Source organism: Halobaculum gomorrense, from assembly GCF_900129775.1.
GTDB lineage: Archaea > Halobacteriota > Halobacteria > Halobacteriales > Haloferacaceae > Halobaculum > Halobaculum gomorrense.
The window spans coordinates 597648-619350 of the sequence record NZ_FQWV01000001.1 but is presented as its reverse complement, the minus strand read 5'-3'; the positions used below and the strand labels follow the sequence as shown (position 1 = coordinate 619350).

The 21703-nt window shown below is 70.8% G+C and carries 24 protein-coding genes; 14 read left to right on the top strand and 10 right to left on the bottom strand.

The window, feature by feature from the left end:
* Window positions 1–36: 36 nt before the first annotated feature.
* Complete coding sequence (locus BUE16_RS03105) at window positions 37–447, top strand: TRAM domain-containing protein (RefSeq protein WP_073306923.1); 411 nt, start codon at window positions 37–39, stop codon at window positions 445–447.
* Window positions 448–589: 142 nt separating this feature from the next.
* Here the strand turns inward: BUE16_RS03105 and BUE16_RS03100 are convergent, their stop codons facing one another.
* Together BUE16_RS03100 and BUE16_RS03095 are read right to left on the bottom strand one after the other, a co-directional pair.
* Entirely contained in the window at window positions 590–1294 is a 705-nt protein-coding gene (locus BUE16_RS03100; protein WP_073306922.1) for a class I SAM-dependent methyltransferase, read from the bottom strand.
* 76 nt (window positions 1295–1370) lie between these two features.
* Complete coding sequence (locus tag BUE16_RS03095) at window positions 1371–1763, bottom strand: PPOX class F420-dependent oxidoreductase (protein ID WP_073306921.1); 393 nt, start codon at window positions 1761–1763, stop codon at window positions 1371–1373.
* Between the two features lie 201 nt (window positions 1764–1964).
* Here BUE16_RS03095 and BUE16_RS03090 point away from each other — a divergent pair, with 201 nt between their 5' ends.
* Window positions 1965–2237: a MarR family transcriptional regulator gene (locus tag BUE16_RS03090; protein WP_073306920.1), complete on the top strand. Its 273-nt coding sequence runs from the start codon at window positions 1965–1967 to the stop codon at window positions 2235–2237.
* A gap of 111 nt (window positions 2238–2348) precedes the next feature.
* Window positions 2349–3260, top strand: a complete 912-nt coding sequence (locus BUE16_RS03085; RefSeq protein ID WP_073306919.1) for a glycosyltransferase family 2 protein — start codon at window positions 2349–2351, stop codon at window positions 3258–3260.
* Between the two features lie 36 nt (window positions 3261–3296).
* On the opposite strand, the gene BUE16_RS03080 is transcribed toward BUE16_RS03085, so the two are convergent.
* On the bottom strand, window positions 3297–4130 hold the full coding sequence (locus tag BUE16_RS03080) for an amidohydrolase family protein (protein WP_073306918.1): 834 nt from the start codon (window positions 4128–4130) through the stop codon (window positions 3297–3299).
* 232 nt (window positions 4131–4362) lie between these two features.
* Between BUE16_RS03080 and thsA the strand changes: the two genes are divergently transcribed.
* From thsA to BUE16_RS03065, 3 genes are all read left to right on the top strand, one after another.
* Window positions 4363–5925: a thermosome subunit alpha gene (gene thsA, locus BUE16_RS03075; RefSeq protein ID WP_073307068.1), complete on the top strand. Its 1563-nt coding sequence runs from the start codon at window positions 4363–4365 to the stop codon at window positions 5923–5925.
* Window positions 5926–6058: 133 nt separating this feature from the next.
* Window positions 6059–7414, top strand: coding sequence for an APC family permease (locus BUE16_RS03070; protein WP_073306917.1), 1356 nt, complete (start codon window positions 6059–6061; stop codon window positions 7412–7414).
* Window positions 7411–7842 carry a hypothetical protein gene (locus tag BUE16_RS03065; RefSeq protein WP_073306916.1) on the top strand — a complete coding sequence of 144 codons (432 nt, stop codon included), beginning with the start codon at window positions 7411–7413 and terminating at the stop codon, window positions 7840–7842. Before BUE16_RS03070 ends, BUE16_RS03065 begins: the two co-directional genes overlap by 4 nt.
* A gap of 50 nt (window positions 7843–7892) precedes the next feature.
* Here the strand turns inward: BUE16_RS03065 and BUE16_RS03060 are convergent, their stop codons facing one another.
* Genes BUE16_RS03060 through BUE16_RS03050 form a run of 3 tightly spaced genes read right to left on the bottom strand, consistent with a single transcriptional unit; the run spans window position 7893 to window position 9998 of the window.
* Window positions 7893–8555, bottom strand: coding sequence for a trimeric intracellular cation channel family protein (locus BUE16_RS03060; RefSeq protein WP_073306915.1), 663 nt, complete (start codon window positions 8553–8555; stop codon window positions 7893–7895).
* Window positions 8555–9388 (bottom strand): SAM hydrolase/SAM-dependent halogenase family protein, encoded by an 834-nt coding sequence (locus tag BUE16_RS03055; protein WP_073306914.1) that lies wholly within the window; start codon window positions 9386–9388, stop codon window positions 8555–8557. The genes BUE16_RS03060 and BUE16_RS03055 overlap by 1 nt, the downstream gene beginning before the upstream one ends.
* A gap of 7 nt (window positions 9389–9395) precedes the next feature.
* Window positions 9396–9998, bottom strand: coding sequence for a nicotinamide-nucleotide adenylyltransferase (locus BUE16_RS03050; protein WP_073306913.1), 603 nt, complete (start codon window positions 9996–9998; stop codon window positions 9396–9398).
* A gap of 166 nt (window positions 9999–10164) precedes the next feature.
* Here BUE16_RS03050 and lonB point away from each other — a divergent pair, with 166 nt between their 5' ends.
* The 3 genes from lonB to BUE16_RS03035 are packed head-to-tail and all read left to right on the top strand — an operon-like array spanning window position 10165 to window position 13669.
* The gene (lonB, locus tag BUE16_RS03045; RefSeq protein ID WP_073306912.1) at window positions 10165–12276 is read left to right on the top strand and encodes an ATP-dependent protease LonB; all 2112 of its coding nucleotides are present in this window, start codon (window positions 10165–10167) and stop codon (window positions 12274–12276) included.
* Between the two features lie 9 nt (window positions 12277–12285).
* Window positions 12286–13164 carry a CPBP family intramembrane glutamic endopeptidase gene (locus BUE16_RS03040; protein WP_073306911.1) on the top strand — a complete coding sequence of 293 codons (879 nt, stop codon included), beginning with the start codon at window positions 12286–12288 and terminating at the stop codon, window positions 13162–13164.
* A gap of 31 nt (window positions 13165–13195) precedes the next feature.
* Entirely contained in the window at window positions 13196–13669 is a 474-nt protein-coding gene (locus tag BUE16_RS03035) for a rhodanese-like domain-containing protein (RefSeq protein WP_073306910.1), read from the top strand.
* A gap of 147 nt (window positions 13670–13816) precedes the next feature.
* Here the strand turns inward: BUE16_RS03035 and BUE16_RS03030 are convergent, their stop codons facing one another.
* Window positions 13817–14299 carry an MGMT family protein gene (locus tag BUE16_RS03030; protein WP_073306909.1) on the bottom strand — a complete coding sequence of 161 codons (483 nt, stop codon included), beginning with the start codon at window positions 14297–14299 and terminating at the stop codon, window positions 13817–13819.
* Between the two features lie 149 nt (window positions 14300–14448).
* Here BUE16_RS03030 and trpC point away from each other — a divergent pair, with 149 nt between their 5' ends.
* Genes trpC through BUE16_RS03010 form a run of 4 tightly spaced genes read left to right on the top strand, consistent with a single transcriptional unit; the run spans window position 14449 to window position 18252 of the window.
* A complete protein-coding gene (trpC, locus tag BUE16_RS03025) occupies window positions 14449–15255 on the top strand; it encodes an indole-3-glycerol phosphate synthase (RefSeq protein ID WP_073306908.1) in 807 nt (268 codons plus the stop codon).
* Window positions 15252–16553, top strand: a complete 1302-nt coding sequence (gene trpB / locus BUE16_RS03020; RefSeq protein ID WP_073306907.1) for a tryptophan synthase subunit beta — start codon at window positions 15252–15254, stop codon at window positions 16551–16553. Before trpC ends, trpB begins: the two co-directional genes overlap by 4 nt.
* The gene (gene trpA / locus BUE16_RS03015; RefSeq protein ID WP_073306906.1) at window positions 16550–17410 is read left to right on the top strand and encodes a tryptophan synthase subunit alpha; all 861 of its coding nucleotides are present in this window, start codon (window positions 16550–16552) and stop codon (window positions 17408–17410) included. The genes trpB and trpA overlap by 4 nt, the downstream gene beginning before the upstream one ends.
* A gap of 44 nt (window positions 17411–17454) precedes the next feature.
* Window positions 17455–18252 carry a 2-amino-3,7-dideoxy-D-threo-hept-6-ulosonate synthase gene (locus BUE16_RS03010; protein WP_073306905.1) on the top strand — a complete coding sequence of 266 codons (798 nt, stop codon included), beginning with the start codon at window positions 17455–17457 and terminating at the stop codon, window positions 18250–18252.
* 45 nt (window positions 18253–18297) lie between these two features.
* Here BUE16_RS03010 and BUE16_RS03005 read toward each other — a convergent pair whose 3' ends face one another.
* On the bottom strand, window positions 18298–18984 hold the full coding sequence (locus tag BUE16_RS03005; protein WP_073306904.1) for an HAD family hydrolase: 687 nt from the start codon (window positions 18982–18984) through the stop codon (window positions 18298–18300).
* 198 nt (window positions 18985–19182) lie between these two features.
* On the opposite strand from BUE16_RS03005, the gene BUE16_RS03000 reads away from it, so the two are divergent.
* Entirely contained in the window at window positions 19183–20382 is a 1200-nt protein-coding gene (locus BUE16_RS03000; RefSeq protein ID WP_073306903.1) for a 3-dehydroquinate synthase II, read from the top strand.
* A gap of 33 nt (window positions 20383–20415) precedes the next feature.
* Here the strand turns inward: BUE16_RS03000 and BUE16_RS02995 are convergent, their stop codons facing one another.
* Window positions 20416–20799, bottom strand: coding sequence for a DUF7575 domain-containing protein (locus BUE16_RS02995; protein ID WP_073306902.1), 384 nt, complete (start codon window positions 20797–20799; stop codon window positions 20416–20418).
* Window positions 20800–20936: 137 nt separating this feature from the next.
* Window positions 20937–21644 (bottom strand): type I 3-dehydroquinate dehydratase, encoded by a 708-nt coding sequence (locus BUE16_RS02990; RefSeq protein ID WP_234972314.1) that lies wholly within the window; start codon window positions 21642–21644, stop codon window positions 20937–20939.
* Window positions 21645–21703: the final 59 nt, after the last annotated feature.

Below are 21703 nucleotides of genomic sequence, written 5' to 3'. Positions count from 1 at the left end.
CACATCGCCCGAACGTGCCGGTGGAGGGATATCTCCGTGGAAATCTCCGACGAACTCATCTGTCTGTTCAGTGCCGAAGTCCGCGAGGACGGCGACCGTTACACGATCGAGATTCCGAAGCGCGAGGTCGACGCCGGATCGATCGACCTCGGCGACGTGTACCGCGTCGCGCTCATCGAGCGCGACGCGGTCGATAAGGAGGGGTCCGGTGCCGCCGCAACCGGATCGACCGCGACCACCGACGGCCCGCAGCCGCCGGTCGAGCGCGGCGAGATCCGATACGTCGAGATCGAGGACCTCGGGAAACAGGGCGACGGGATCGCCCGCGTCGAACGCGGGTACGTGATCATCGTCCCCGACACTGAGGTCGGCGAACGCGTGAAAATCGAGATCAGCGAAGTGAAGTCCAACTTCGCCGTCGGCGAGGTCATCGACGACGACGTCTGACGGCGCATTACCCCGTTTTTCGAGAAGATCGACGAGCGACGGCGTCGCCGTCTTGGTCGTGGTTGATCGCTGCCGCCGTCACCGTCTCGGCGATCGCTGTGTTACTCGGGCGCTGGCGACAGCGCCTTCGACCGTCCGAGTCTCAGACCTCGGCCGTCCAGTAAGAGACCGACGAGAGCTTCTCGCCGACCACGTTCGAGCCGATCGCCTGATCGAGCGACCAGAACGGGTCGGCGACGCTGTTGGGGACCTCGCGGTAGAAGCCGTACGGGAACACGAAGTCGTGATCGTCGCTGCGCAGGCGCAGGCCGGCGCCGTCGATAAGCCGCTCGACCTCGGTGCGGGCGTACAGCCGAGAGCCCATCGGGAGCGCCCAGTTGTATAGCACCCGCATCGAGGAGCCGCGGAAGGTGTCGAAGAAGACGACATCCTTCGAGACCCGGGCCATTTCCGCGAGGAACTTCGCGGGCGTGTCCGCGAGGTGGAAAAAGCGCATCGCGAACACGGCGTCGAAGTGGTCGTCCGGGAACGGCAGGCGCGCGGCGTCGCCGCGCATGAACTCGACGGTCGACGCCAGCCCCGCCCGCCGGGCCTTTTCGCGCCCCTGCGCGAGCATCGCGTCGGAGATGTCGAGGCCGACGATGTCGGCGCCCCGCTCGGCGAGCATCACGGTGAACCGTCCGGTGCCGCAGGCGATCTCGAGCACGCGCTCGTCCTCGACCGGCGCGAGCGCTTCGAGCACGGCACGCTTCTCGCGGCGGTCGATGAGTCGGCCGCCCTTCGAGAACCGCTTGTCGTCGTACTCCTCCGCGACCGAGTCGGCCTGGTACCACTCCTGGCCCTTCACACTACCCCCGACTGCTCGGGCGAGCGGTAAAACGATACTGATAGCCCGGCGGCGGGCACGCCGTCGCCCGGGTTGCTCACCCGCTGGTGACGATCTTCTCGGTGGGGATCCGGACGATGACGCGCGCCCCGGACTCCTCGCCGTGGTGGGGGTACTCGTCGGCGTCGAAGTAGCGCCGCGCCAGCTTGTCGATGTGCTCGACGGCCCCCTCCTCGTCGAGTTCGGCCTCCCCCATGACCGACACGTAGCGGTACGGGTCGTCGGGGTCGGTGACCGAGAGGCCGACCTTCGGATTCCGCCGGATGTTGCGCTCCTTGCGCCGCCCGCGGGCGGTGTTCACGAGCACGTACTCGCCGTTCTCGTGGTCCACCCACACCGGGGTGACCTGCGGCGTTCCGTCGGGCATCACCGTCGAGAGGTGTGCGAACGCTTCCGACTCGAAGATGTCGCGGTGGGACTCGGGTATCACGAGGGACTCCTCGCCCGCCGGTCACTTGGTCGTTCGCCCGGCCCGAAGAACGGCTTCGGCGTCCCGGATCGCCCGACAGACCACCCGAGGACCGCCGAGATCGACGGAGGTCGCCGAGTAATATAATACGTATAAGGGATATGCAGGGGTTGGACTTGTATTGAGGCAACCTTTACCAGCACCCTCGGGCTCCAGAGAGGTATGAGCACCAGTACCGCGGACCCCGATGCCGCAGACGCGCTCACCGACACCGAATATCGCGACCTCCTGAGCGACCTGCCTCCGAGCGCGAAGCTCGTGGCCAAGGTTCTCGAGAGCGACGCCCCGCTCTCGCAGGGCCAGCTGGCCGAGGAGTCGCTGCTTCCCGACCGCACCGTCCGCTACGCCCTCAATCGCTTGGAGGACCAGGGGCTCGTGGGCTCGCGCTACTCGTTCAAGGACGCGCGCAAGCAGGTCTACTACCTGAATCGGTAGGCAGCTGCTACCTGAGCCGGTCGTCAGCCGCGATCGCTGGCGACGACCCGGTCTCGACCCGTTTCCGATCGGAATCCCCCCTTTTAAGTCACAGACTTCCTACCCTGGGGTATGGAGCTCTCGGTGGTCGTCCCGACCCTGAACGGGCGGGACCGGCTGGCGGCCAGCCTCGATGCGCTGGCGGTCGCCGCGCCGGACGCGGAGGTACTCGTCGTGAACGGCCCCTCCGCCGACGGGACGACTGGGATGGTGCGCGACCGCGACGACGTGGACGTTCTCGTCGAGATCGCGGCGCGCAACGTGAACGTCGCTCGCAACGCGGGCATCGAGGTCGCCGATGGCGACGCGGTCGCCTTCGTCGGCTACGACCACGAGTTGGAGCCCGGCTGGCGCGAGGCGGTCGAGGACGCGTTCGCGGAGGGCGCGTCGGTCGTCACCGGCCCGCTGCGACGGACGGTGCGCGGCGGCGCGACCAGCGACGGGCTGGAGCGCCGGCGCATCGTCGACCGCGAGGTGTCGTACTTCAACGGTCGCAACGTCGTTTTCGCGCGAGCCGTACTGGAGGACCTGGACGGGTTCGACGAGTACCTCCGCACGGGCGGCGCCCGCGACGCCGCCCACCGGCTCGCCGGGATGGGCGTCGACGTGTCGTGGCGCGCGGACGCAGCCGCACGGCGGCGGTCGGAGGCGACCGACGGGGGGATCGAGAGCCGCGACCTGGGCTGGAAGTACCGCGCGCTGGCCTACCGGCTTGCGAAAAACTACGGAGTCCGGCCGTCGGTGGCCCGGCGGACGCTCCGCCACGCCGCCGGCGACGCCGCGGGCGCCTTCCGCGACGTGCTCGGGGGCGACGCGACGCCGACGACGTGGACCCGCAACGGCCGCGACGTGCTCACGGGGATCGCCAGCGGCGCTTCGGATGGGCTCGTCGCGCGCACCAGAGATCGGTCGCCGAAGCGGAATCCCAACGGCATCTCCGCCCGGGCCGACCGCGCGGTCGCGCGGTACGACCGACGGACGTAGCGAGCGGCGGGGCGGCGCGGATCCGGCGGTTCCGATTCAGGCGTGTTCCCCGGGCGCCAGCGCCTCGATGACACGCGCAGCGTTCTTCGAGAGCGCGCGATCGAGCAGATCTTCCGGCACGTCGAGAGTGAGCACCTCCATCACGCCCACGTCCGGGTGCGTATCCGGCGCACCCGAGCCGAACAGCACGCGGTCGGGGTGTTCCAGCAGCCCCCGTTCGAGCACGTCGCGAAAGCGCACGAACGCGGTGTCGAGGTACAGGTCGTCGTAGGAGTCCAGCAGCTCCAGCGCCTCGTCCATCAGCGCCCGGTCGAGGGGGTAGCCGCCGAACGACGAGAGGATGACCGGGAAGTCGTCCGACAGCACCGTCTCGGCGACGGCAGCCGGAGGATAGCCGCGTCCGGCGTGGACGAGGACGGGCTCGCCGGCGGCCGCGATCTGGTCGAGCGTGGCCTCCGTCGGCAGGCCGTCGTGCACCGGGTCGAGCACGAAGCCGTGGAGCCGGCTGTCGTAGGCGTACTGCTCCACGTCGCCCGGGTCGGTGTGGTGGTCGTCCGGGGCCGCCGCGAAGTTGCGCAGCCGAGCGACGGCGGTGTCGCGCGGATCGCGGGGACCGTCCAGGCGGGCCATCGCGCGGAACGGGCGGTCGACCGAGAGGCGCGCGACGGCGTTGTTCGCGCGGAGGTACCCCTCGCCCGCCGGCCGCGGCCCCGGCGCGACCGCCGACTGCACGACGCCCGCCTGGTGCATCTCGCGCTGGAGCCGCTCGGGTGAGATGTCGCGCCCGCGGGAGGCGACGACCGCCCCGTCGTCAGGGTCGAGGCGGGCGTGCACGTCGACCACGCGGAACCCGTGCTCCAGTTCCAGCATCTATCCTCCCCCAACGACGCTCTCAACTTGAGTGTTGCAGTCTCCGCGCGCCGGCCGCGGCGGCGTCGAACGGGCGGCATGCCGCGCCGGAATGAAAACGGACGCTGCCGCAGCCGTCGACAGCCGTGAGAGGTACTCTCCCGGCGAATTACAGTAGTTTCCACACCGACCCACTACGATATGTTCATAAAGAACCGCAACCATCCTACTGGGTGATCACTCCATGAGCTACATGCAGCAACCCCTCTACGTTCTCGCCGAGTCGACCCAGCGAACAAGCGGCGCCGACGCCAGACGCTCCAACGTCGCCGCCGGCCGCGCGGTCGCCAACGCGGTCCGAACGACGCTCGGGCCGCGCGGCATGGACAAGATGCTCGTCGACTCCTCGGGCGGGGTCGTCGTCACGAACGACGGCGCGACCATCCTGAAGGAGATGGACATCGAGCACCCCGCCGCGCAGATGCTCGTCGAGGTCGCCGAGTCCCAGGAGGCCGAGGTGGGCGACGGTACGACGACGGCGGCGGTGCTGGCGGGCGAGCTGCTCGCGCGCGCCGAGGACCTCCTCGACGACGACGTGCACGCGACCGCCGTGGTCGAGGGCTACCACGAGGCGCTCCGGCTCGCGCTCGACGCCGTCGACGGTATGCTGGTCGGAGGCGAAGTCGACCGCGAGGCGCTCTTGACGGTCGCGGAGTCCGCGATGACCGGGAAGGGGACCGGCGACATCGCGACCGGCGTCCTCGCGGGCATCGTCGTCGACGCGGTCCTCCAGGTGGCCGACGACGACGACCGCCGCGTCAACCGCGACGACATCCGGGTGTTCACCCGCACCGGCGCCTCCGCGGCCGCGGCGGAGCTCGTCCGCGGCGTCGTCTTCGAGGAGGAGCCCGCCAACGACAACATGCCCCGAAGCGTCGAGGAGGCGACCGTCGCGGTGTTGGACACGAAACTCGACGTCCGCTCGGGCGAGGTCGACACCGAGTACACGATCACCTCCGTCGACCAGCTCGACGCCGCGCTCTCGGCGGAGGACGCCGAACGCCGCACCATCGCCGAGACGCTCTCGGCAGCCGGCGTCGACGTGGTGTTCTGCTCGAAGAAGATATCCGACCCCGTCGCCGCGTACCTCGCGGACGCGGGCATCCTCGCGTTCTCGAACGTGAAGGCGTCGGAGGCGCGCGCGTTCGCCCGCTCGACCGGCGCGCGTCGCCTCGGGACCATCGACGACATCGAGGCGAGCGACCTCGGCACCGCCGCCTCGATCCGCGTCGAGAAGCACGCCGGCGACGACGTGACCTTCGTCGAGGGGAACGACGACTCCCGGACCGTGACGCTGTACGTGCGCGGCTCAACCGACCACGTGGTCGACGAGACCGAGCGCGCCGTCGACGACGCCCTCGGCGTCGTGGTCGCCGCCCACGAGGACGGCGAGATCGTTCCGGGCGCCGGCGCCGTCGAGGTCGCGATCGCCGACCGGCTCCGCTCGGGCGCAAACGCGGTCACCGGCCGCAAGGCGCTCGCGGTCGAGGCGTTCGCCGACGCGGTCGACGCCGTTCCGCGCACCCTCGCGGAGAACGCCGGGCTCGACCCCATCGACGCACTGGTCGACCTCCGCGCGCACCACGACAGCGAGGGCGTCGCCGGCATCGTGATCGACGGTCCGTCAGTCGCGATCACCGACCCCCGTGACGAGCACGTCGTCGATCCCGTGGCGGTCAAGCGCGAGGCGCTGGAGTCGGCCACCGAGGCGGCGACGATGATCCTCCGGATCGACGACGTGATCGCGGCGAACTGAGCGACGCGATCGACGGGCGGGCGGTTCGTCGCCGGCCGGACGAGTCGGTTCGTCGCCGGCCGGGCGACTCAGACCGGGGACGCCCGCGGGGGCGGCCGTGTGAGTTTAGTGCTCGAACCGAACACTGTCCGCCGTGACCGACGACAGATCGTTCGGCGTCGTTGAGGGCGTCTCGATGGCACTAGGCGGCATGATCGGGGGCGGGATCTACGCCGTCCTCGGGGTCGTGACGACGATCGCGGGGGCGACGACGTGGGCCGCGTTCCTCCTCGCGGGGGTCGTCGCCCTGTGTGCGGGCTACTCCTATACGGTCCTCAACTCGATCGCCGACCAGAACGGCGGGTCGGTGACGTTCGTCCAGTGTTTCACCGGCAACACGACGCTCGCGGGAATGACCGGCTGGACGCTGTTGTTCGGCTACATCGGCTCGATGGCGATGTACGCGTTCGCCTTCGGCGAGTTCGCGGTCGCGCTCCCGGTGGTCCCCGAGTCCGCGGTCGGACTGCCGCTTCGCCCGGTCGTGTCCATGCTCGCGGTGGCGGGGTTCACGGGGCTGATCCTGCTCGGGTCGCGCGTGACCGGTCAGGCAGAGAACGCCCTCGTCGCCGCGAAGGTCGCGATCCTGGTCGCCTTCGGCCTCGGCGGGATCGCCTACGTCTACCTCGTCTCGCCCGACCCCGCCCGGTACGGGATCGCCGGGATCACGTCGTTCGGGCCGGTGATGGCCGCCGGCGTCTCGTTCGTCGCGTTTCAGGGGTGGCAGCTCCTCTTTTACGACCAGGGGAACATGCGCGACCCCATCGAGACGACCCGGACGGCCGTTCTGGTCTCGATCCCCGTCGCGGTGTTCGTCTACGTGATCGTCGCCGTCGCCACGTACAACCTCGCTCCGGTCGCCCTCCAGAACCATCCGCACACCGCCCTGACGGACGCCGCTGCGAAGATCGCGGGCGTCGTCGGGCTCGCCGGGGTCGGGGCGGTTGTCATGTCGCTGTCGGCGCTGTTCTCGACCGGGAGCGCGGTCAACGCGACGCTGTTCTCGACGGGCCACTTCGCGAAGGGCCTGCTCTCGAAGGACCTGCTTCCCGACCGCGTCGGCGACGCTGACGCCGACGGCGTCCCCGAGCGGACGCTGCTTGCACTGGGCGCGATCACGGCCGTCCTGACTGCGGTCGGAACGCTCGGCGCGATCACGAACTTCGCGTCGATCGCGTTCATCGTCGTCTTCGCCGCGATGAGCACGCTCGCGTTCCGCCACCGCGACGCCGACGCCGTCCATCCCGTCCCGCCGGCGGTCGGAGCCGTCGGCGCCGGAGCCTTCCTCCCGCTCATGACGTGGCACCTCTACACGACGCAGCCGGGCACCTTCTACACCGTCGTCGCGCTGGCGGCCTTCGTCGTCGGCGTCGAACTGCTGTACTTCGAGCGGGAGGCACTTGTGGAGGAGGTCGAACCGGTCGAGGAGATCCTCGACGACGCGGCCGGATGACCCCCGACGGCCCGTCCTCGCGGCTCGCGCGCAACCTCGCCGCCGAGTCGGAGGCGTACGGCTTCTCGCTGGCGACGTGGGGGAGCGGCGCGGTCGTCGTTCACGCCGTCGGCGTCCCCGGCGTCGTCGGCGCGAGCGCGTTCGTCGGCGGCGCAGTCGCGGGGTTCGCGCTCCTCGCGGCGGTCGCGTTCGAGGGGCTGTTCGTCGAGACCGAGCGGGGCGATCGGTCCCTCGCGATCGTCTCGACGGTCCACGTGCTCGCCACGACCGGCACAGTGCTGGTGGTCCACGCGGTGGTGACCGTCGTTGACGGCCGGCTGCCCGAGCCGCCCGCGCTGTTCGCCGCCGGCGTCGCCGTCACCGTGAGCTACAACCTCCTGCTCACCACCGAGGACTTGCTCGGACGGGTCGCGGCCGAACGCGAGTGACGGCGGGCCGCCCGTCTGGAGCGACCGCCCGCCTGGCCTCGATCGCCGGGTCAGACGTTCGGCAGCGACCACCCGCGCCCCACCGCGAGCGCCCGGAGGAGGAACACGCCGAGTGCGACCCCGAGCGTCGCGGTCGCTCCCCGCACGCCGGCCGCCCCGGCGGCGACGTGGGCGACGCCGCCCGCGAGGGCGGGCGTCGCGTAGAAGTCCTCCCGGAGCACGACCGGGATCCGCGCGAGCAGCAGGTCCGAGAGGCTCCCGCCGCCCACCCCGGTGAGCGTCGCCGTGACGACGACGCCGAACGCCGACAGTCCCGCCTCCGTGCCGACGGCGGCGCCGGAGGCGGCGAAGGCGGCGAGACCGACCGCGTCGGCCGCGAGGAAGGCGGGGTGGTCGCGGACGCGACCCGCCGCGTCCGACAGCGCCGCCGCGACCGCGAGGCCGACGCCGACGCCCGCAAGCACCACCAGCACGTCCCCGGTCGAGCGCAGCGCGGCGGGCACGCGCCCGACCAGCACGTCGCGGATCGTTCCGCCGCCGAGCGCCGTCAGCACGCCGAGCGTCGCGACGCCAAAGGAGTCCAGCCCGGCGTCGGCGCCCTTGAGCGCGCCGGCGACGGCGAACGCGAGCAGGCCGACGAGGTTCATCGCGGCGACGGCGGCGGCCGCAGAGACGACCAGACCGGTCGCCACGGCCGCGGTCGGTCCGGCCATCAGGCGGTCGGCACCGCGGCCGCGACTGCCTCCTCGAACGAGAGCGTCACCGCCCGCCCGGGCGCCAGCTCAAACGCCTCGTCGCCGCGACCCTGGTTCACGTCGCACTCGATGTAGCCGTGACTGCCGACGGTGACCAGCGGATCGTGTTTCGCCACGTCCGCGAACGTCTCGACGACGGGCACCTGACGGACGCCGGCGGCCGTCTCGACGGCGATCGTCTCGCCGACGCGCCCGTCGAGGAAGCTTCCCGGGACGTTCGTGACCGCGTTGCCGAAGTCGTCGACGACGAGCACCTCGCCGGCGGCCGTCTCCGCTTCGACCCACGCGCTCGGGATCTCGTAGTCGTCGTAGCCGTCGACGCGGGCGAAGCCGTCGAGCGACTCGATCGCGTCGACGCCGGCCTCGTGGACGCGGGCGGCCGCGGGCGCGAACACGTCCCGACCGTGGAACGTACTGGACCGGGGGTCGGCGTCGTCGACGGCGAACACCTCGATATCGGCGGCGTCGCCGCCGTCGTCTTCCTCGCCGCTCGCCGCCAGCGCGCGAGCGGGCGGGAGGAGACAGCCGTTGTCGGGGCCGACGAGCGCGTGATCGCCGGCACGGACGCAGATCGCCGCGCGGTCGGTGCCGACGCCGGGGTCGACGACGACGAGGTGGACGCCGGGCGGGAACTCGGGGAGGACGAACCGGAGCCAGAAGGCTGCCGCGCGGGGGTCGTTTCGCGGCAGGTCGTGGGCAACATCGACCAGGTCGACGACGCCGTGCGAGCGGAGCACGCCCTTCATCGCGGCGGGGTACGGCGAGCCGAAGTCGGAGGCGAGGGTCAACATCGGCGGATCACGCCCGGTCGACGGTTGAGCCGTCGGGGCCGCTCTCGGGAAGGGCGCTCTCCGTTTCGGTGGCGTCGTCGCCGTCGACGCCGCGGTCGGCGCCGTTGGCGTCGGAGGACGCCACCTGTCGGATGCGGCTGACGCCGTCGATCTCAGTGATGGTCTCGGCGACCTCGTCGGGGACGAGGCGCTTCCAGCCGTCGCCGCGGATCATCCGCTGGCGGAGCTCGCTCCCTTCGAGCACCTCGCGGCGGAACATCGGCGACGAGCGAACCTCGACGCCCGCCTCCTCGAACAGGCGGACGACGAGCGGGTTGTTGGAGTAAGCCACGTCGAACTTCGGAGACATCGACTGCACGTGGCTCACCCACACGGAGTTGCGCTCCAGGTCTTCGATGGGGACGACGTAGGTGGTCAGGTCCAGGTCTGCCAGCGCCTTCGTCACCATCATGACACGCTCGCCGGCGGTGAAGGGATTTCGCCGGGTGTGGGAGTCGCCCGCCGACCCGATACCGAGGACGAGCTCGTCGACCTCGTCGGCTATCTCCTCGACCATGTGGTGGTGGCCGTTGTGGTAAGGCTGGAACCGCCCGATGTAGAACCCCCGCATACGTGCACGTAATTCGCGGCGAGTTTATAAGCCCGGCGAGTCCCCCGGAGGTACCCAAACCGATGCCTCGCGAGCGCTCCCGACAGTTCTCGCTCTGGCACGGATGACTCACGGGGGGAGAAAGTATATGAATCGACAGACCCTCCGTTTCAGTAGCGACGATTCTATGAGCAACGACCGAAACGACAGCCGAGACGGCGGCGATGTCCTGGATCCGGACGACGCCCCCGCGGGCGACGATCCCGGTTCCGGCGGGGTCGGCGGTACGACCGGCGGCCGGTCGGTTGGCGCCTCCAACGATCCCTCCGATCAGGAGGCCGACATCGACGACCTCGGGAGCGACGTCGAGATCGACGCCGAGATCGACGAGGAGATCGCCGAGGACCACTTGCTCGGCGGCCTCAAGATCGACTCGACCGACGACATCGAGGTCCCCGACCGACTCGTCGACCAGGTGATCGGACAGGAGCATGCCCGCGACGTAGTGATGAAGGCGGCCAAGCAGCGTCGCCACGTGATGATGATCGGCTCGCCCGGCACGGGTAAGTCGATGCTCGCGAAGGCGATGTCCGAGCTGCTCCCGAAAGAGGAGCTGCAGGACGTGCTCGTCTACCACAACCCCGACGACGGCAACAACCCCAAAGTCCGGACGGTGCCGGCAGGCAAGGGCGAGCAGATCGTCGAGGCCCACAAGGAGGAGGCCAGGAAGCGCAACCAGATGCGCTCGTTCCTCATGTGGATCATCATCGCGGTGGTGCTCGGCTACTCGCTGCTCGTCGTGAGCAACGTGCTGCTGGGTATCCTCGCGGCCGGGATCATCTACCTCGCGTTCCGCTACGGCTCGCGGGGCTCCGACTCGATGATCCCGAACCTCCTCGTCAACAACGCCGACGAGAAGTCGGCGCCCTTCGAGGACGCCACCGGCGCCCACGCAGGCGCGCTGCTGGGCGACGTACGCCACGACCCGTTCCAGTCCGGCGGGATGGAGACGCCGAGCCACGACCGTGTCGAGGCCGGCGCCATCCACAAGGCGAACAAGGGCGTCCTCTTCGTCGACGAGATCAACACCCTCGACATCCGCTCTCAGCAGAAGCTGATGACCGCGATCCAGGAAGGCGAGTTCTCCATCACCGGCCAGTCCGAGCGCTCCTCGGGCGCGATGGTCCAGACGGAGCCGGTGCCGACGGACTTCATCATGATCGCAGCGGGGAACCTCGACGCGATGGAGAACATGCACCCTGCGCTGCGCTCGCGCATCAAGGGGTACGGCTATGAGGTGTACATGGACGACACCATCGAGGACACCCCCGAGATGCGCCGCAAGTACGCTCGCTTCGTGGCCCAGGAGATCGCGAAGGACGGGCGGCTGCCCGCGTTCAGCGAGGAGGCCATCGAGGAGGTCATCCTCACCGCGCGCCGTCGCGCCGGCCGGAAGGGCCACCTCACCCTTGAGCTACGGAACCTCGGTGGGCTCGTCCGCGTCTCGGGCGACATCGCCCGCGGCGAGGACGCCGACATCGTCACCCGCGACCACGTGCTCCAGGCGAAGGGCCGTAGCCGCTCGATCGAACAGCAGCTCGCCGACGACTACATCGAGCGCCGCAAGGACTACGAGCTGCAGGTCGCCGACGGCTACCAGGTCGGCCGCGTGAACGGGCTCGCCGTCATGGGCGAGGACTCGGGCATCATGCTTCCGGTCATGGCCGAGGTCACGCCCTCGCAGGGGCCCGGCCAGGTGATCGCCACCGGGCAGCTGCAGGAGATGGCCGAGGAGGCCGTCCAGAACGTCTCGGCGATCATCAAGAAGTTCTCCGACGAGGACATCACCGAGAAGGACATTCACATCCAGTTCGTCCAGACGGGCCAGCAGGGCGTCGACGGCGATTCGGCGTCCATCACGGTCGCCACCGCCGTCATCTCCGCGCTGGAGAACGTCGGCGTCGACCAGAACCTCGCGATGACGGGCTCGCTGTCGGTCCGGGGAGACGTGCTCCCGGTCGGCGGCGTCACCCACAAGATCGAGGCGGCCGCCAAGTCCGGCTGCGACCGGGTCATCATCCCGAAGGCGAACGAGCAGGACGTGATGATCGAAGACGAGTACAAGGAGATGGTGGAGATCATTCCCGTCGAGCACATCTCCGAGGTGCTCGACATCGCGCTGGAGGGCGAGCCCGAGAAGGACTCGCTCGTCGACCGCCTCAAGAGCATCACCGGCTCGGCGCTGGAGAAGACCGGCGAGGGCGCCGGCCACGGACCGACCAGCCCCAGCCCGCAGTAGCGACCCGGCGTGACGCGCTGGACGGCGTTCGCGGGGCTGGCGAGCGTCGTTCTGCTTCTCCTCTTGGGTCTCGCGCGACTCTCCGAGGCCCGATTCGAACCGACCGGCGAGCCGTCGACCCGCGACGGCACCGACTCCGGCGACGGCTCAACCCCCGCGCCGGAGGACCCCGGGCCAGCGACAAGGCTCCCGTTCCACCCGGCGACCGAACCCGACGCCGAGCGGTCGCTCTCGACGCCCGAGCGGAGTCCCGTCGCCGCCGCCGAGCGAGAGGCGTCGCTGTCGGCGGGCGCGCTGCTGGCGAACGTGGCGCTCTCACAGGGCGTCTTCGGCGCGGCTCTCATCGCCGCCGCGGTGTGGGCCGACGTGCCGGCCGCGGCGCTCGGGCTCGTCCCCGTGGCGACGCTCTTGGATCTGGTCTCGGGCGTCGGCCTCGGCGTCGCACTGTGGCTCGCCAGCGAGGCAGGCGGTCAAGTCGCCGAGCGGGCCGGCGTGGAAGTGAATGAGGCGCTCCGCGGCGCGCTCGCGCCCGACACGCTCGGCGGGTGGGCGATCCTGCTCGTCGCCGTGCTGCCGACGGTCGCGCTGTTCGAGGAGTTCCTCTTTCGTGCCGTCCTCGTAGGCGCCTTCGCCGCGGGCGCGGCCGCGACCGGGGTCGCCGTCTCTCCGTGGCTGCTGGCGGCCGGCTCGTCGGTCGCGTTCGCGCTCGGGCACGGCGTGCAGGGACGCGCGGGCGTCGTCGCCACCGGCGCGCTCGGGTTCGTGCTCGCGGCCGCGTTCGTGCACACCGGGAGCTTCCTGCTGGTGGTCGTCGCTCACTACCTCGTGAACGCGCTCACGCTCGTCGCCCACGAGTTCGACGCCGACGCCCTCGGCGCCCGCCGGTAGCTCTTTGTCCCGCGCTCGCTCTCCTCGACCCATGGGCGACGTTACCAAGCACGCGTGGGACATGGCCGCCGAGGCCGAAGCCGACGTGGCGGTGCTGACCGTCGAGGAGGCTCGCGAGGAGTGGGCCGCACAGGAGAACGACGCCGTCGACGGCGCCGGAGCCGACGAGGACGGACACGACGGCCCCGCGGAGACGAAGTTCCTCGACGTGCGCGACGTGCGTGAGCGGTGGATCGAGGGCGCGATCCCCGGCGACACGCACGCCCCGCGCGGGATGCTGGAGTTCTGGGCGGACCCCGAGACGGCGTACTACCGCGACTACTTCGAGACGAACCGCCGGTTCGTCCTGTACTGCAACGAGGGCGGCCGCTCGGCGCTCGCCGCGAAGGCGCTACAGGAGATGGGCTACGCGAACGTCGCGCACCTCGAGGGCGGCTTCACCGCGTGGCAGGAGGCGGGATACGAGCAGGCCGACGTGGAACAGCCCGACTACGCAGAGCGGTAGGCGCGCGTCGGTCGTGACTCCCGATTCCCCCCGCTCCACTGGCGCCCGTGACTGCCCGCTGCCCTCGGCCGTCCGGCTCGCTGCCCTCGGCCGTCCGGCTCGCTGCCCTCGGCCGTCCGGCTCGCTGCGCCGCCGTTCGCAGCGGAGTCAAAGCGACTCGATCTCCCTGAGTCGACCGGCCACCGGCTCCGGCGTCGCTCCCTCCGCGCGCCGGACGCGGTGATCCGGAACGACGATCGGCACCGGGTTCGCACGAAGCGCCTGCCGGGCCGTCTGGAGATCGCTCTCGTCCTCGTGGTCGAGTCCCGCCGTCATCTTCGCCACGCGCGCGAGGTCGACCGACTCGCCGTACGGGACGTTTCGAACGGACTCCAACACCGACCGCTGGTCGGTCGGGACCGTGATCGCGACCGCGACGTCCGCGAAGTCGTCCTCGGCCCCGCCGAGGTACTCGTGGAGCCGGTCCAACAGCGCGTGCTCGCCGTCGGCGTCCGACGGAAGCGCCTCGGGGAAGGAGACGGAGATGAGCCGCCCGCTCGCGGTTCCGAGCTCGACCGCCCGATCGATCGCGTCGAAGCGGCGTCCGAACACGCCGGTGTCGCCCGGGCCGCCGCCGAGTGTGGCCGTCATACTCGACCGGACGTGACGACGACGCTTCAATCCCGTCCGTCGCGGTCGTCGCGTGCGGCCCGGATTGGCGGCGTCGGCGGGGGCAGTCGTCCCGGGGACGCCCGGTCGACGCAACACTTTTGTACGAAAGAGACCACCGATGTACATAGATGAACACACGATCGAAGGACCTCGCGCCGGCGGTGCGCTCGATCCTCGAGGCCGCGAGCGAGCGGTCCGGCGGCGACGAGCGCGTATCCGTCGAGGCGCGGTCGCTGCCAGAAGCGTTCGCGGCCGCGGAGGCCGACGGGCGCGTCCCGGTGATCGCGGAGGTGAAGCCGACGAGCCCGACGACCGACGGCGCGCGTCGCGACGATCCCGTCGCGCTGGCGGAGTCGATGGTCGAGGGCGGCGCCGCGGCGCTGTCGGTGCTGACCGAACCGGATCACTTCGACGGCTCCGTGGAGAGCCTCGAGCGGGTTCGCGAGGCAGTGGACGTGCCGGTCCTCCGGAAGGACTTCCTCGTGCGCGAGGACCAACTCGACGCCGTCGAGGCCGACGTGGTGCTGCTCATCGCGCGCTTCGTCGACGACGACCTCGCGGAGCTTGTCGAGGCGGCCCGCGACCGCGGGTTCCAGCCGCTCGTCGAGGTCCACACGCGCGAGGAACTCGCGGCGGCGTTGGCTGCGGGCGCGGATCTGATCGGCGTCAACAACCGCGACCTGGGGAAACTGGAGGTCGACCTCTCGACGTTCGAGTCGCTCGCGCCCGAGGTTCCCGACCGGGTGACGCTGATCGCGGAGTCGGGGATCGCGATGCCGGCGGACGCGCGGCGGATGCGCGAGGCAGGCGCCGACGCCCTGCTCATCGGCTCGGCGATCATGGACGCCGAGGGCGACGACGCGGCCGGGACCGGCGGCGACGTCTCTGCCAATACCCGGCGCTTTACGGCCGCGGAAACGGAGGAGGAGGTATGAGCAGTGACGCTGCCAGCGGCGATCGGAGCGGGGGCGACGGCGACGGGGAGTGGGTCCCGGCCGGCGACGGGAAGTTCGGACGCTACGGCGGCCAGTACGTCCCCGAGGCGCTGATGCCAGCTATCGAGGAACTGACCGACGCCTACGAGCGGTACGTCCTCAACAACGAGGACGGCTTCGTGGACGAGTTCCGTCGGCGCATCCGCGACTTCGGCGGCCGCCCCACGCCGCTCCAGCGCGCCGACCGGCTCTCCGAGCGCTACGACACCGAGGTGTACCTCAAGCGCGAGGACCTGCTCCACGGCGGCGCACACAAGCTGAACAACGCGCTCGGACAGGTGCTGCTCGCGACGTACATGGGCAAAGAGCGCATCATCGCCGAGACCGGCGCCGGTCAGCACGGCACCGCGACGGCGATGGCGGCCGCCCACCTCGACATGCCCTGCGAGGTGTACATGGGCGAGCGCGACATCAACCGCCAGCGGCCGAACGTCTTCCGGATGAAGATCAACGGCTCGGCGGTCACCCCGGTGACGACGGGCCGGGGGACGCTGAAGGAGGCGATCTCCGAGACGATGCGCGACTGGGCGACGAACGTCGAGGACACCCACTACGTCATCGGCTCGGTCGTCGGCCCGCACCCGTTCCCGAAGATGGTGCGTGACTTCCAGGCGCTGATATCCGAAGAGGCGCGCGAGCAGGTCGTCGACCGGACGGGCGGGCTGCCCGACTCGGTCGTCGCCTGCGCCGGCGGCGGCTCGAACACGATGGGGTCGTTCCACCACTTCGTCGACGACGAGTCCGTCGAGCTGCTGGCCGTCGAGGCGGGCGGTTCCTCGCTGGCGGTCGACGAGACGGAGGGCGTCGCCCCGAACTCCGCGTCGCTGTCGACCGGGACGGAGGGCGTGCTCCACGGCGCGCGCACGAAGCTCCTGCAGGACGGCGACGGCCAGATCGTCGAGAGCCACTCCGTCTCCTCGGGGCTGGACTACGCCGGGGTCGGACCGGAGCTCGCGCACCTCGTCGACGAGGATCGCGTGACGCCGGTGAACGTCGACGACGACGCCGCGATCGAGGGGTTCCACCGCCTCTCCCAGGAGGAGGGGATCATCCCCGCGCTGGAGACGGCCCACGCGTTCGGCTACCTCCACGAACACCACGACGAACTGGGCGACGTGACGGTGATCAACGTCTCCGGGCGCGGCGACAAGGACCTCGACACCGCCATCGAGGAGACCGCCAAACGCGACGTGTCGAACGCGCCGGACATGTCGATGTTCAACGGGGGACTGCGATGAGCGACGCCGGCGGGTCGGATCCCCTCGCCGCCGCGTTCGCCGACGGGCCGGCGTTCGTCCCGTACCTCGCGGTGGGCGATCCGGACTACGAGTCGTCGCTGGCGTACGTCGAGGCGCTCGCCGAGGGCGGCGCCGACGTGATCGAACTGGGCCTCCCCTTCTCCGAGCCCATCGCGGAGGGGCCGACGATCCAGAACGCCGTCGTGCGCGCGCTGGAGGCGGGCATGACGCCGACGCGCTTCTTCGAGTTCGTCGCGGACCTCGACGTGGACGTGCCGCTGGTGTGCATGACGTACTACAACCTCATCTACCAGTTCGGGTCCGAGCAGGGACCCCGCCCGTTCGTCGAGAGGGCGGCCTCGGTCGGCATCTCCGGGTTCGTGGTTCCCGACCTCCCGGCCGAGGAGGCGGGGGCGCTCCGGGAGGCGTGCGACGAGTTCGGGCTCGACCTGGTCTCCATCGTCGCGCCGACGACCGGCGAGGACCGCCTGGAGAAGCTCGTGGCCGTCTCCTCGGGCTACATCTACGTCCAGGCGCGGCTGGGCGTCACCGGCGCGTCGTCGTCGGTGTCCGACCGGACGACCGAGTCGCTGGCGCGCCTGGAGGGCGTCGACCTGCCCAAGGCGGTCGGCTTCGGCATCTCCTCGGGCGAGCAGGCCGCGACGGTGGTCGAGGCGGGCGCCGACGGCGTCATCGTCGGCTCGGCGCTCGTCGACATCGTCGCCGAGGGACACGAGTCGAACGAACCGACGGAGGCGACGGCCGATCGCCTCGAATCGAAGGCGCGCGAGCTGAAGGAGGGGGCCCTGGAGGGGTACGGGCGACGGACGCCGACACCCGAAGGTACTTCCGACTGAGTCGTTCGCAAGCCATTTACCCCCGATCACGCCATACCACACCAATGGAACACGCCGGACTCGCCGCACGACTGGATCGCATCTCCACGGACGACCGAATCCTCATGGTCCCGATGGACCACGGCATCACGCTCGGCGCCGTGAAGGGCCTCAAGGACATCGAGGGGACCATCGACGCCGTCACCCGCGGGGGCGCCGACGCGGTGCTGACCCAGAAGGGGATCGCCCCGCGCGTCCACGACAACCTCAACGGCGCGGGCTACGTCGTCCACCTGAACGCCTCCACCTCCGTCGGCCCCGAGAGCAACGACAAACGGCCCACCGGGACGGTGAAGGGCGCGATCCGCGCGGGCGCCGACGCCGTCTCGATGCACATCAACGTCGGCTCCGACTACGAGCCAGGGCAGATGACGTTCCTCTCGGAGCTGTGCGAGGAGGCCGGCGACTACGGCGTCCCCGTGCTCGCGATGGCGTACGCTCGCGGCGCCAACCTGGAGGGCGAGGACCCCGAACACGACGCCGAGTACCTCGGCCACGCGGTCCGGCTGGCCGAGGAGTGCGGCGCCGACGTGGTGAAGACGGCGTACTCCGGCGACGCCGCCAGCTTCGAGCACGTCTGCGAGTCGACGCGCCTGCCGGTGATCATCGCCGGCGGGTCGCCCTCGGGCGACCTCCAGACGCTGCGCGACGTCCGCGGCGCGATGGACGCCGGCGCCGCCGGCGTCTCGATGGGCCGCACCATCTTCCAGCACGACGACCCCGAGGCCATGACGCGGGCGGTGTCCGGCGTGGTCCACGACGATGCCGACGCCGAGGACGCGCTCTCCGCGTCGGGACTGTAGGGGGGAGGCGGTCCCCCGGGTTTCCGTTCCGGCCGCGACTCGGTCTCAGATCAGCGACGCGAACTCGGCCATCGAGTCGATCCGGTGGTCGGGCTCCGGGTCGTCCGGCCCGACCGTCGCGTCGTCCGTCGCCGGGCGCCAGACGCTCTCGATACCCAGCGCGTTCGCGCCGGCGACGTCGACGGCGAGGCGGTCCCCCACCTTGATCGCGTCAGTCGGGTCCGCGTCCAGCGCCGCGAGCGCCCGCTCGAACGGCTCCGGGTCCGGTTTCACGGGACGTCCCGGCTCCCCGAACACGCACGCGTCGAAGCGGTCGCGGATGCCGAGCGCCTCAAGCTTCGTCGTCTGCGTCTCCCGGCTCCCGTTCGTGACCAGCCCGACGGGCCGCCCGGATGCGACCGCCGCCTCCAGGGCCGCCTCGGCGCCGGGGACGAACGACACCGCCGTGTGGTCGCGCGCCTCGTCGTAGGCGCGCGCCACGGCGTCCAGCGCGGGCGAGTCGGGGTCGGGCGCGGCGGCGTCGCCGCCGGTCCGCTCCGCGACGATCCGGAGCTGTTCGCGGTAGAACTCGACGTCGCTGTCGACGTTGCCGACCTCGGTCCACGTCGACACGAACGTCTCGGCGTCGCAGAACCGCTCGACGCCGGCGCGGTCGAACGCCGCCGCGAGCGTCTCGGCCGGGTCTCCGTCGTCCGTACACAGGGTGTCGTCGAGGTCGAACAGGATCGCCATTACCGGCGCCTGTGCGTCCGGGGACAACGTCGTTTCGCCCGTGCCGGGATCCGTCCCGGCGTCACGCATCGCGGGTCCGACACCGGCGGTCCGCTTCCCACGTCGGCGTCGCGGTCCCGATATCGGCCTCGCCGTCACAGCGTCGCAGCCGTCTCCGTATCCGCCATATTAAAGCGCCGGCCGCGAGTGCGTCCGGTAATGACACGAACGCGGTCCGTCTGGATCCGCGCCGACGACGGCGTCGGCGACTGGGACGCGCGACGGCGACGGATCACCGCCGGCCTGGAGGCCGGCGTCGACTGGGTGCTCGTCGACGAGCGCGACGTGGCGAAGGTGCGCGAGTTGGGCGACGTGAACGTCGCGGCGTTCCGCTCGGACGCCGACGTGGACGTGATCGGCGACGCTGAGTCCGACGACGGCGAGGAGGCGGTTGCCGACGCCTACATCGTCGGCAAGGACGGCGAGGGCGACGGGACGGTCGAGCTCCCCTCGGACTTCTCAGGCTCCGCGGACCTGTCGACGCTGCGCCGCGGCGACAACCGCGCGCAGGGCGCGTTCATCCGCATCTTCGACGAGGACTACGAGTCGTTCGCGGAGGCGGCCGCCCGCGACGCCGAGTTCGTGATCGTCGCCAGCGAGAACTGGCAGATCATCCCGCTGGAGAACCTCATCGCCCGCATCGGCGACGACACGATGCTCGTGGCCGGCGCGACGACCGCCGAAGAGGCGCGCACCGCCTTCGAGACGCTCGAACTCGGCGCCGAGGGCGTCCTGCTCGACACGGACGACCCCGACGAGATCCGCAAGACCGTGGAGGTCAGAGACGAGGCCGACCGCGAGACGCTGGATCTCACCGCCGCGACGGTCACGGCCGTCGAACGAACCGGCTCTGCCGACCGCGTTTGCGTCGACACCGGGACGATGATGGACCACGACGAGGGGATGCTCGTGGGGTCGATGTCGCGGGGGCTGTTCTTCGTCCACGCCGAGACGGCCGACTCGCCGTACGTCGCCTCCCGGCCGTTCCGCGTCAACGCCGGCGCGGTCCACGCGTACGTCCGCACGCCCGACGGCGGCACGAAGTACCTGAGCGAACTCCGCTCGGGCGACGAGGTACAGGTGCTCGATACCGACGGGAAGACACGCGAGGCCGTCGTCGGTCGCGTAAAGATCGAGAAGCGCCCGATGTTCCGCGTGCAAGCGGAGATCGAGACCGACGACGGCGATGTCGACCGCATCGAGACGCTCATCCAGAACGCCGAGACGGTGAAGGTCGCGACGACCGAGGGCCGAACGGCGGTCACCGATCTCGCGGAGGGCGACGAGGTGCTCGTCTACTACGAGGACGTGGCCCGCCACTTCGGTGAGGCGGTCGAAGAATCGATCATCGAGAAGTAGTCCGCGCGTCGCCGCCGCGACCCGCCGCGTCGGCTACGACTCGTGGTGGACGTACTCGAACTCCACCGAGCAGTACCAACAGAACTCCAGCGAGAGGTCGACCTCGTGCCCGCATCGCGGACACGAGAGGACGCCCCGCCGGGCGTCGCGGCGGGCGAGCGCGTACGCATCCACGGCCGACAGCGTGAGCACGACCGCGACGGGAACGGCGAACTGCGCGACCGCGGGCGCCGCCCCCGTCCCGGACTGCGGCGTCGCGGCGTCGCCGATCCCGACGCCGAACAGCCCGGCGAACACGAGCCCAGAGCCGGCGAGCAGCGACAGCCACGCGAGCCCGCGGCCCCAGCGACGCAGGTACGCGTGTCCGAGCGCCGGCACCACCGCCAGCGCCGCCGCGACGACGGGTCGTCGTTGCATGCGCCCAACAGACCGCAGCGACCGATAAGAAGGTTCTCACGGCCCGTCAGACGCTCGTCCGCTTCGCGGCGGTCCCGCGTCCGCGGGTCGGGCGCGCGCCGTCCGCGGGCGAGCAACCGAGCGGCGCCTCGGTCGCGTCACGAGAGGTCGTCGACGAGGCGGCGCAGCGTCGCGAGGTCGTACTGCCCCGGCGCGGTCGCGTCGGCGGCGTCGACGGGAGCATAGCCGAGCCGCGAGCCGTACACCGGCGCGACGGCGCGGGTGTGGCTCCCGTGCTCGCCCATCGCCATCGCCGCCACGCGGTCGCCGCGGGTCGTCGCCCGGTGGGTCGCCGCGAGCAAGGCCAGCGCCTCGCCCTTCGTGCGGGCGGTGACCGCCAGCTTCCCAGCGTCGCCGGCGACAGCCGCCGCCCGGAGGAGCAGGTCGAGCGTCGCCGGGGCGGGCGTCCCGTCGAAGTCGTGAACGGACGCGACGACGACTACGCCGTGATCGCGGGCGTGCTCGACCAGCCCCCTCGCGTCGATATCGTTCGTCCCGGCGGGTCGTCCCCGGAGGGTCGCCAGTTCCACGTCCACGGCGGCGACCGCGTCGTGCTCGACCGCCTCGGCGAGGGCGTCGAGGCGACCGTACGGTGCCGTCTCGCCGCCCTCCCAGCGCGGGCGGTTCGTCACCAGCAGCGGGAGGTCGCCGTCGTACGTCGCCAGCGCGTCGAGCGGGTCGGCCGCCAGATCCATCCGGAACTCGACGAGGTCGGCGTGCTCGCGGGCGTCGGGTTCCTCGGTCAGGTCGCCGGTGCTCGCACACAGCGAGAACGAGTCGAGGTCGATCGTCGATTCCGTGGGCACGTGCGTTCGTGTGCGTCGGGGAAGCAAAAGCCCATCCGTGGGAGCCACGCCTGCCGTCG

Coding starts and splice junctions, on each gene's coding strand:
- BUE16_RS03090 (WP_073306920.1), top strand. CDS start 1,965: ATGAGCACCAGTACCGCGGACCCCGATGCCGCAGACGCGCTCACCGAC.
- BUE16_RS03085 (WP_073306919.1), top strand. CDS start 2,349: ATGGAGCTCTCGGTGGTCGTCCCGACCCTGAACGGGCGGGACCGGCTG.
- BUE16_RS03080 (WP_073306918.1), bottom strand. CDS start 4,130: ATGCTGGAACTGGAGCACGGGTTCCGCGTGGTCGACGTGCACGCCCGC.
- thsA (WP_073307068.1), top strand. CDS start 4,363: ATGCAGCAACCCCTCTACGTTCTCGCCGAGTCGACCCAGCGAACAAGC.
- BUE16_RS03065 (WP_073306916.1), top strand. CDS start 7,411: ATGACCCCCGACGGCCCGTCCTCGCGGCTCGCGCGCAACCTCGCCGCC.
- BUE16_RS03060 (WP_073306915.1), bottom strand. CDS start 8,555: ATGGCCGGACCGACCGCGGCCGTGGCGACCGGTCTGGTCGTCTCTGCG.
- BUE16_RS03055 (WP_073306914.1), bottom strand. CDS start 9,388: ATGTTGACCCTCGCCTCCGACTTCGGCTCGCCGTACCCCGCCGCGATG.
- BUE16_RS03050 (WP_073306913.1), bottom strand. CDS start 9,998: ATGCGGGGGTTCTACATCGGGCGGTTCCAGCCTTACCACAACGGCCAC.
- lonB (WP_073306912.1), top strand. CDS start 10,165: ATGAGCAACGACCGAAACGACAGCCGAGACGGCGGCGATGTCCTGGAT.
- BUE16_RS03035 (WP_073306910.1), top strand. CDS start 13,196: ATGGGCGACGTTACCAAGCACGCGTGGGACATGGCCGCCGAGGCCGAA.
- BUE16_RS03030 (WP_073306909.1), bottom strand. CDS start 14,299: ATGACGGCCACACTCGGCGGCGGCCCGGGCGACACCGGCGTGTTCGGA.
- trpC (WP_073306908.1), top strand. CDS start 14,449: ATGAACACACGATCGAAGGACCTCGCGCCGGCGGTGCGCTCGATCCTC.
- trpB (WP_073306907.1), top strand. CDS start 15,252: ATGAGCAGTGACGCTGCCAGCGGCGATCGGAGCGGGGGCGACGGCGAC.
- trpA (WP_073306906.1), top strand. CDS start 16,550: ATGAGCGACGCCGGCGGGTCGGATCCCCTCGCCGCCGCGTTCGCCGAC.
- BUE16_RS03010 (WP_073306905.1), top strand. CDS start 17,455: ATGGAACACGCCGGACTCGCCGCACGACTGGATCGCATCTCCACGGAC.
- BUE16_RS03005 (WP_073306904.1), bottom strand. CDS start 18,984: ATGGCGATCCTGTTCGACCTCGACGACACCCTGTGTACGGACGACGGA.
- BUE16_RS03000 (WP_073306903.1), top strand. CDS start 19,183: ATGACACGAACGCGGTCCGTCTGGATCCGCGCCGACGACGGCGTCGGC.
- BUE16_RS02995 (WP_073306902.1), bottom strand. CDS start 20,799: ATGCAACGACGACCCGTCGTCGCGGCGGCGCTGGCGGTGGTGCCGGCG.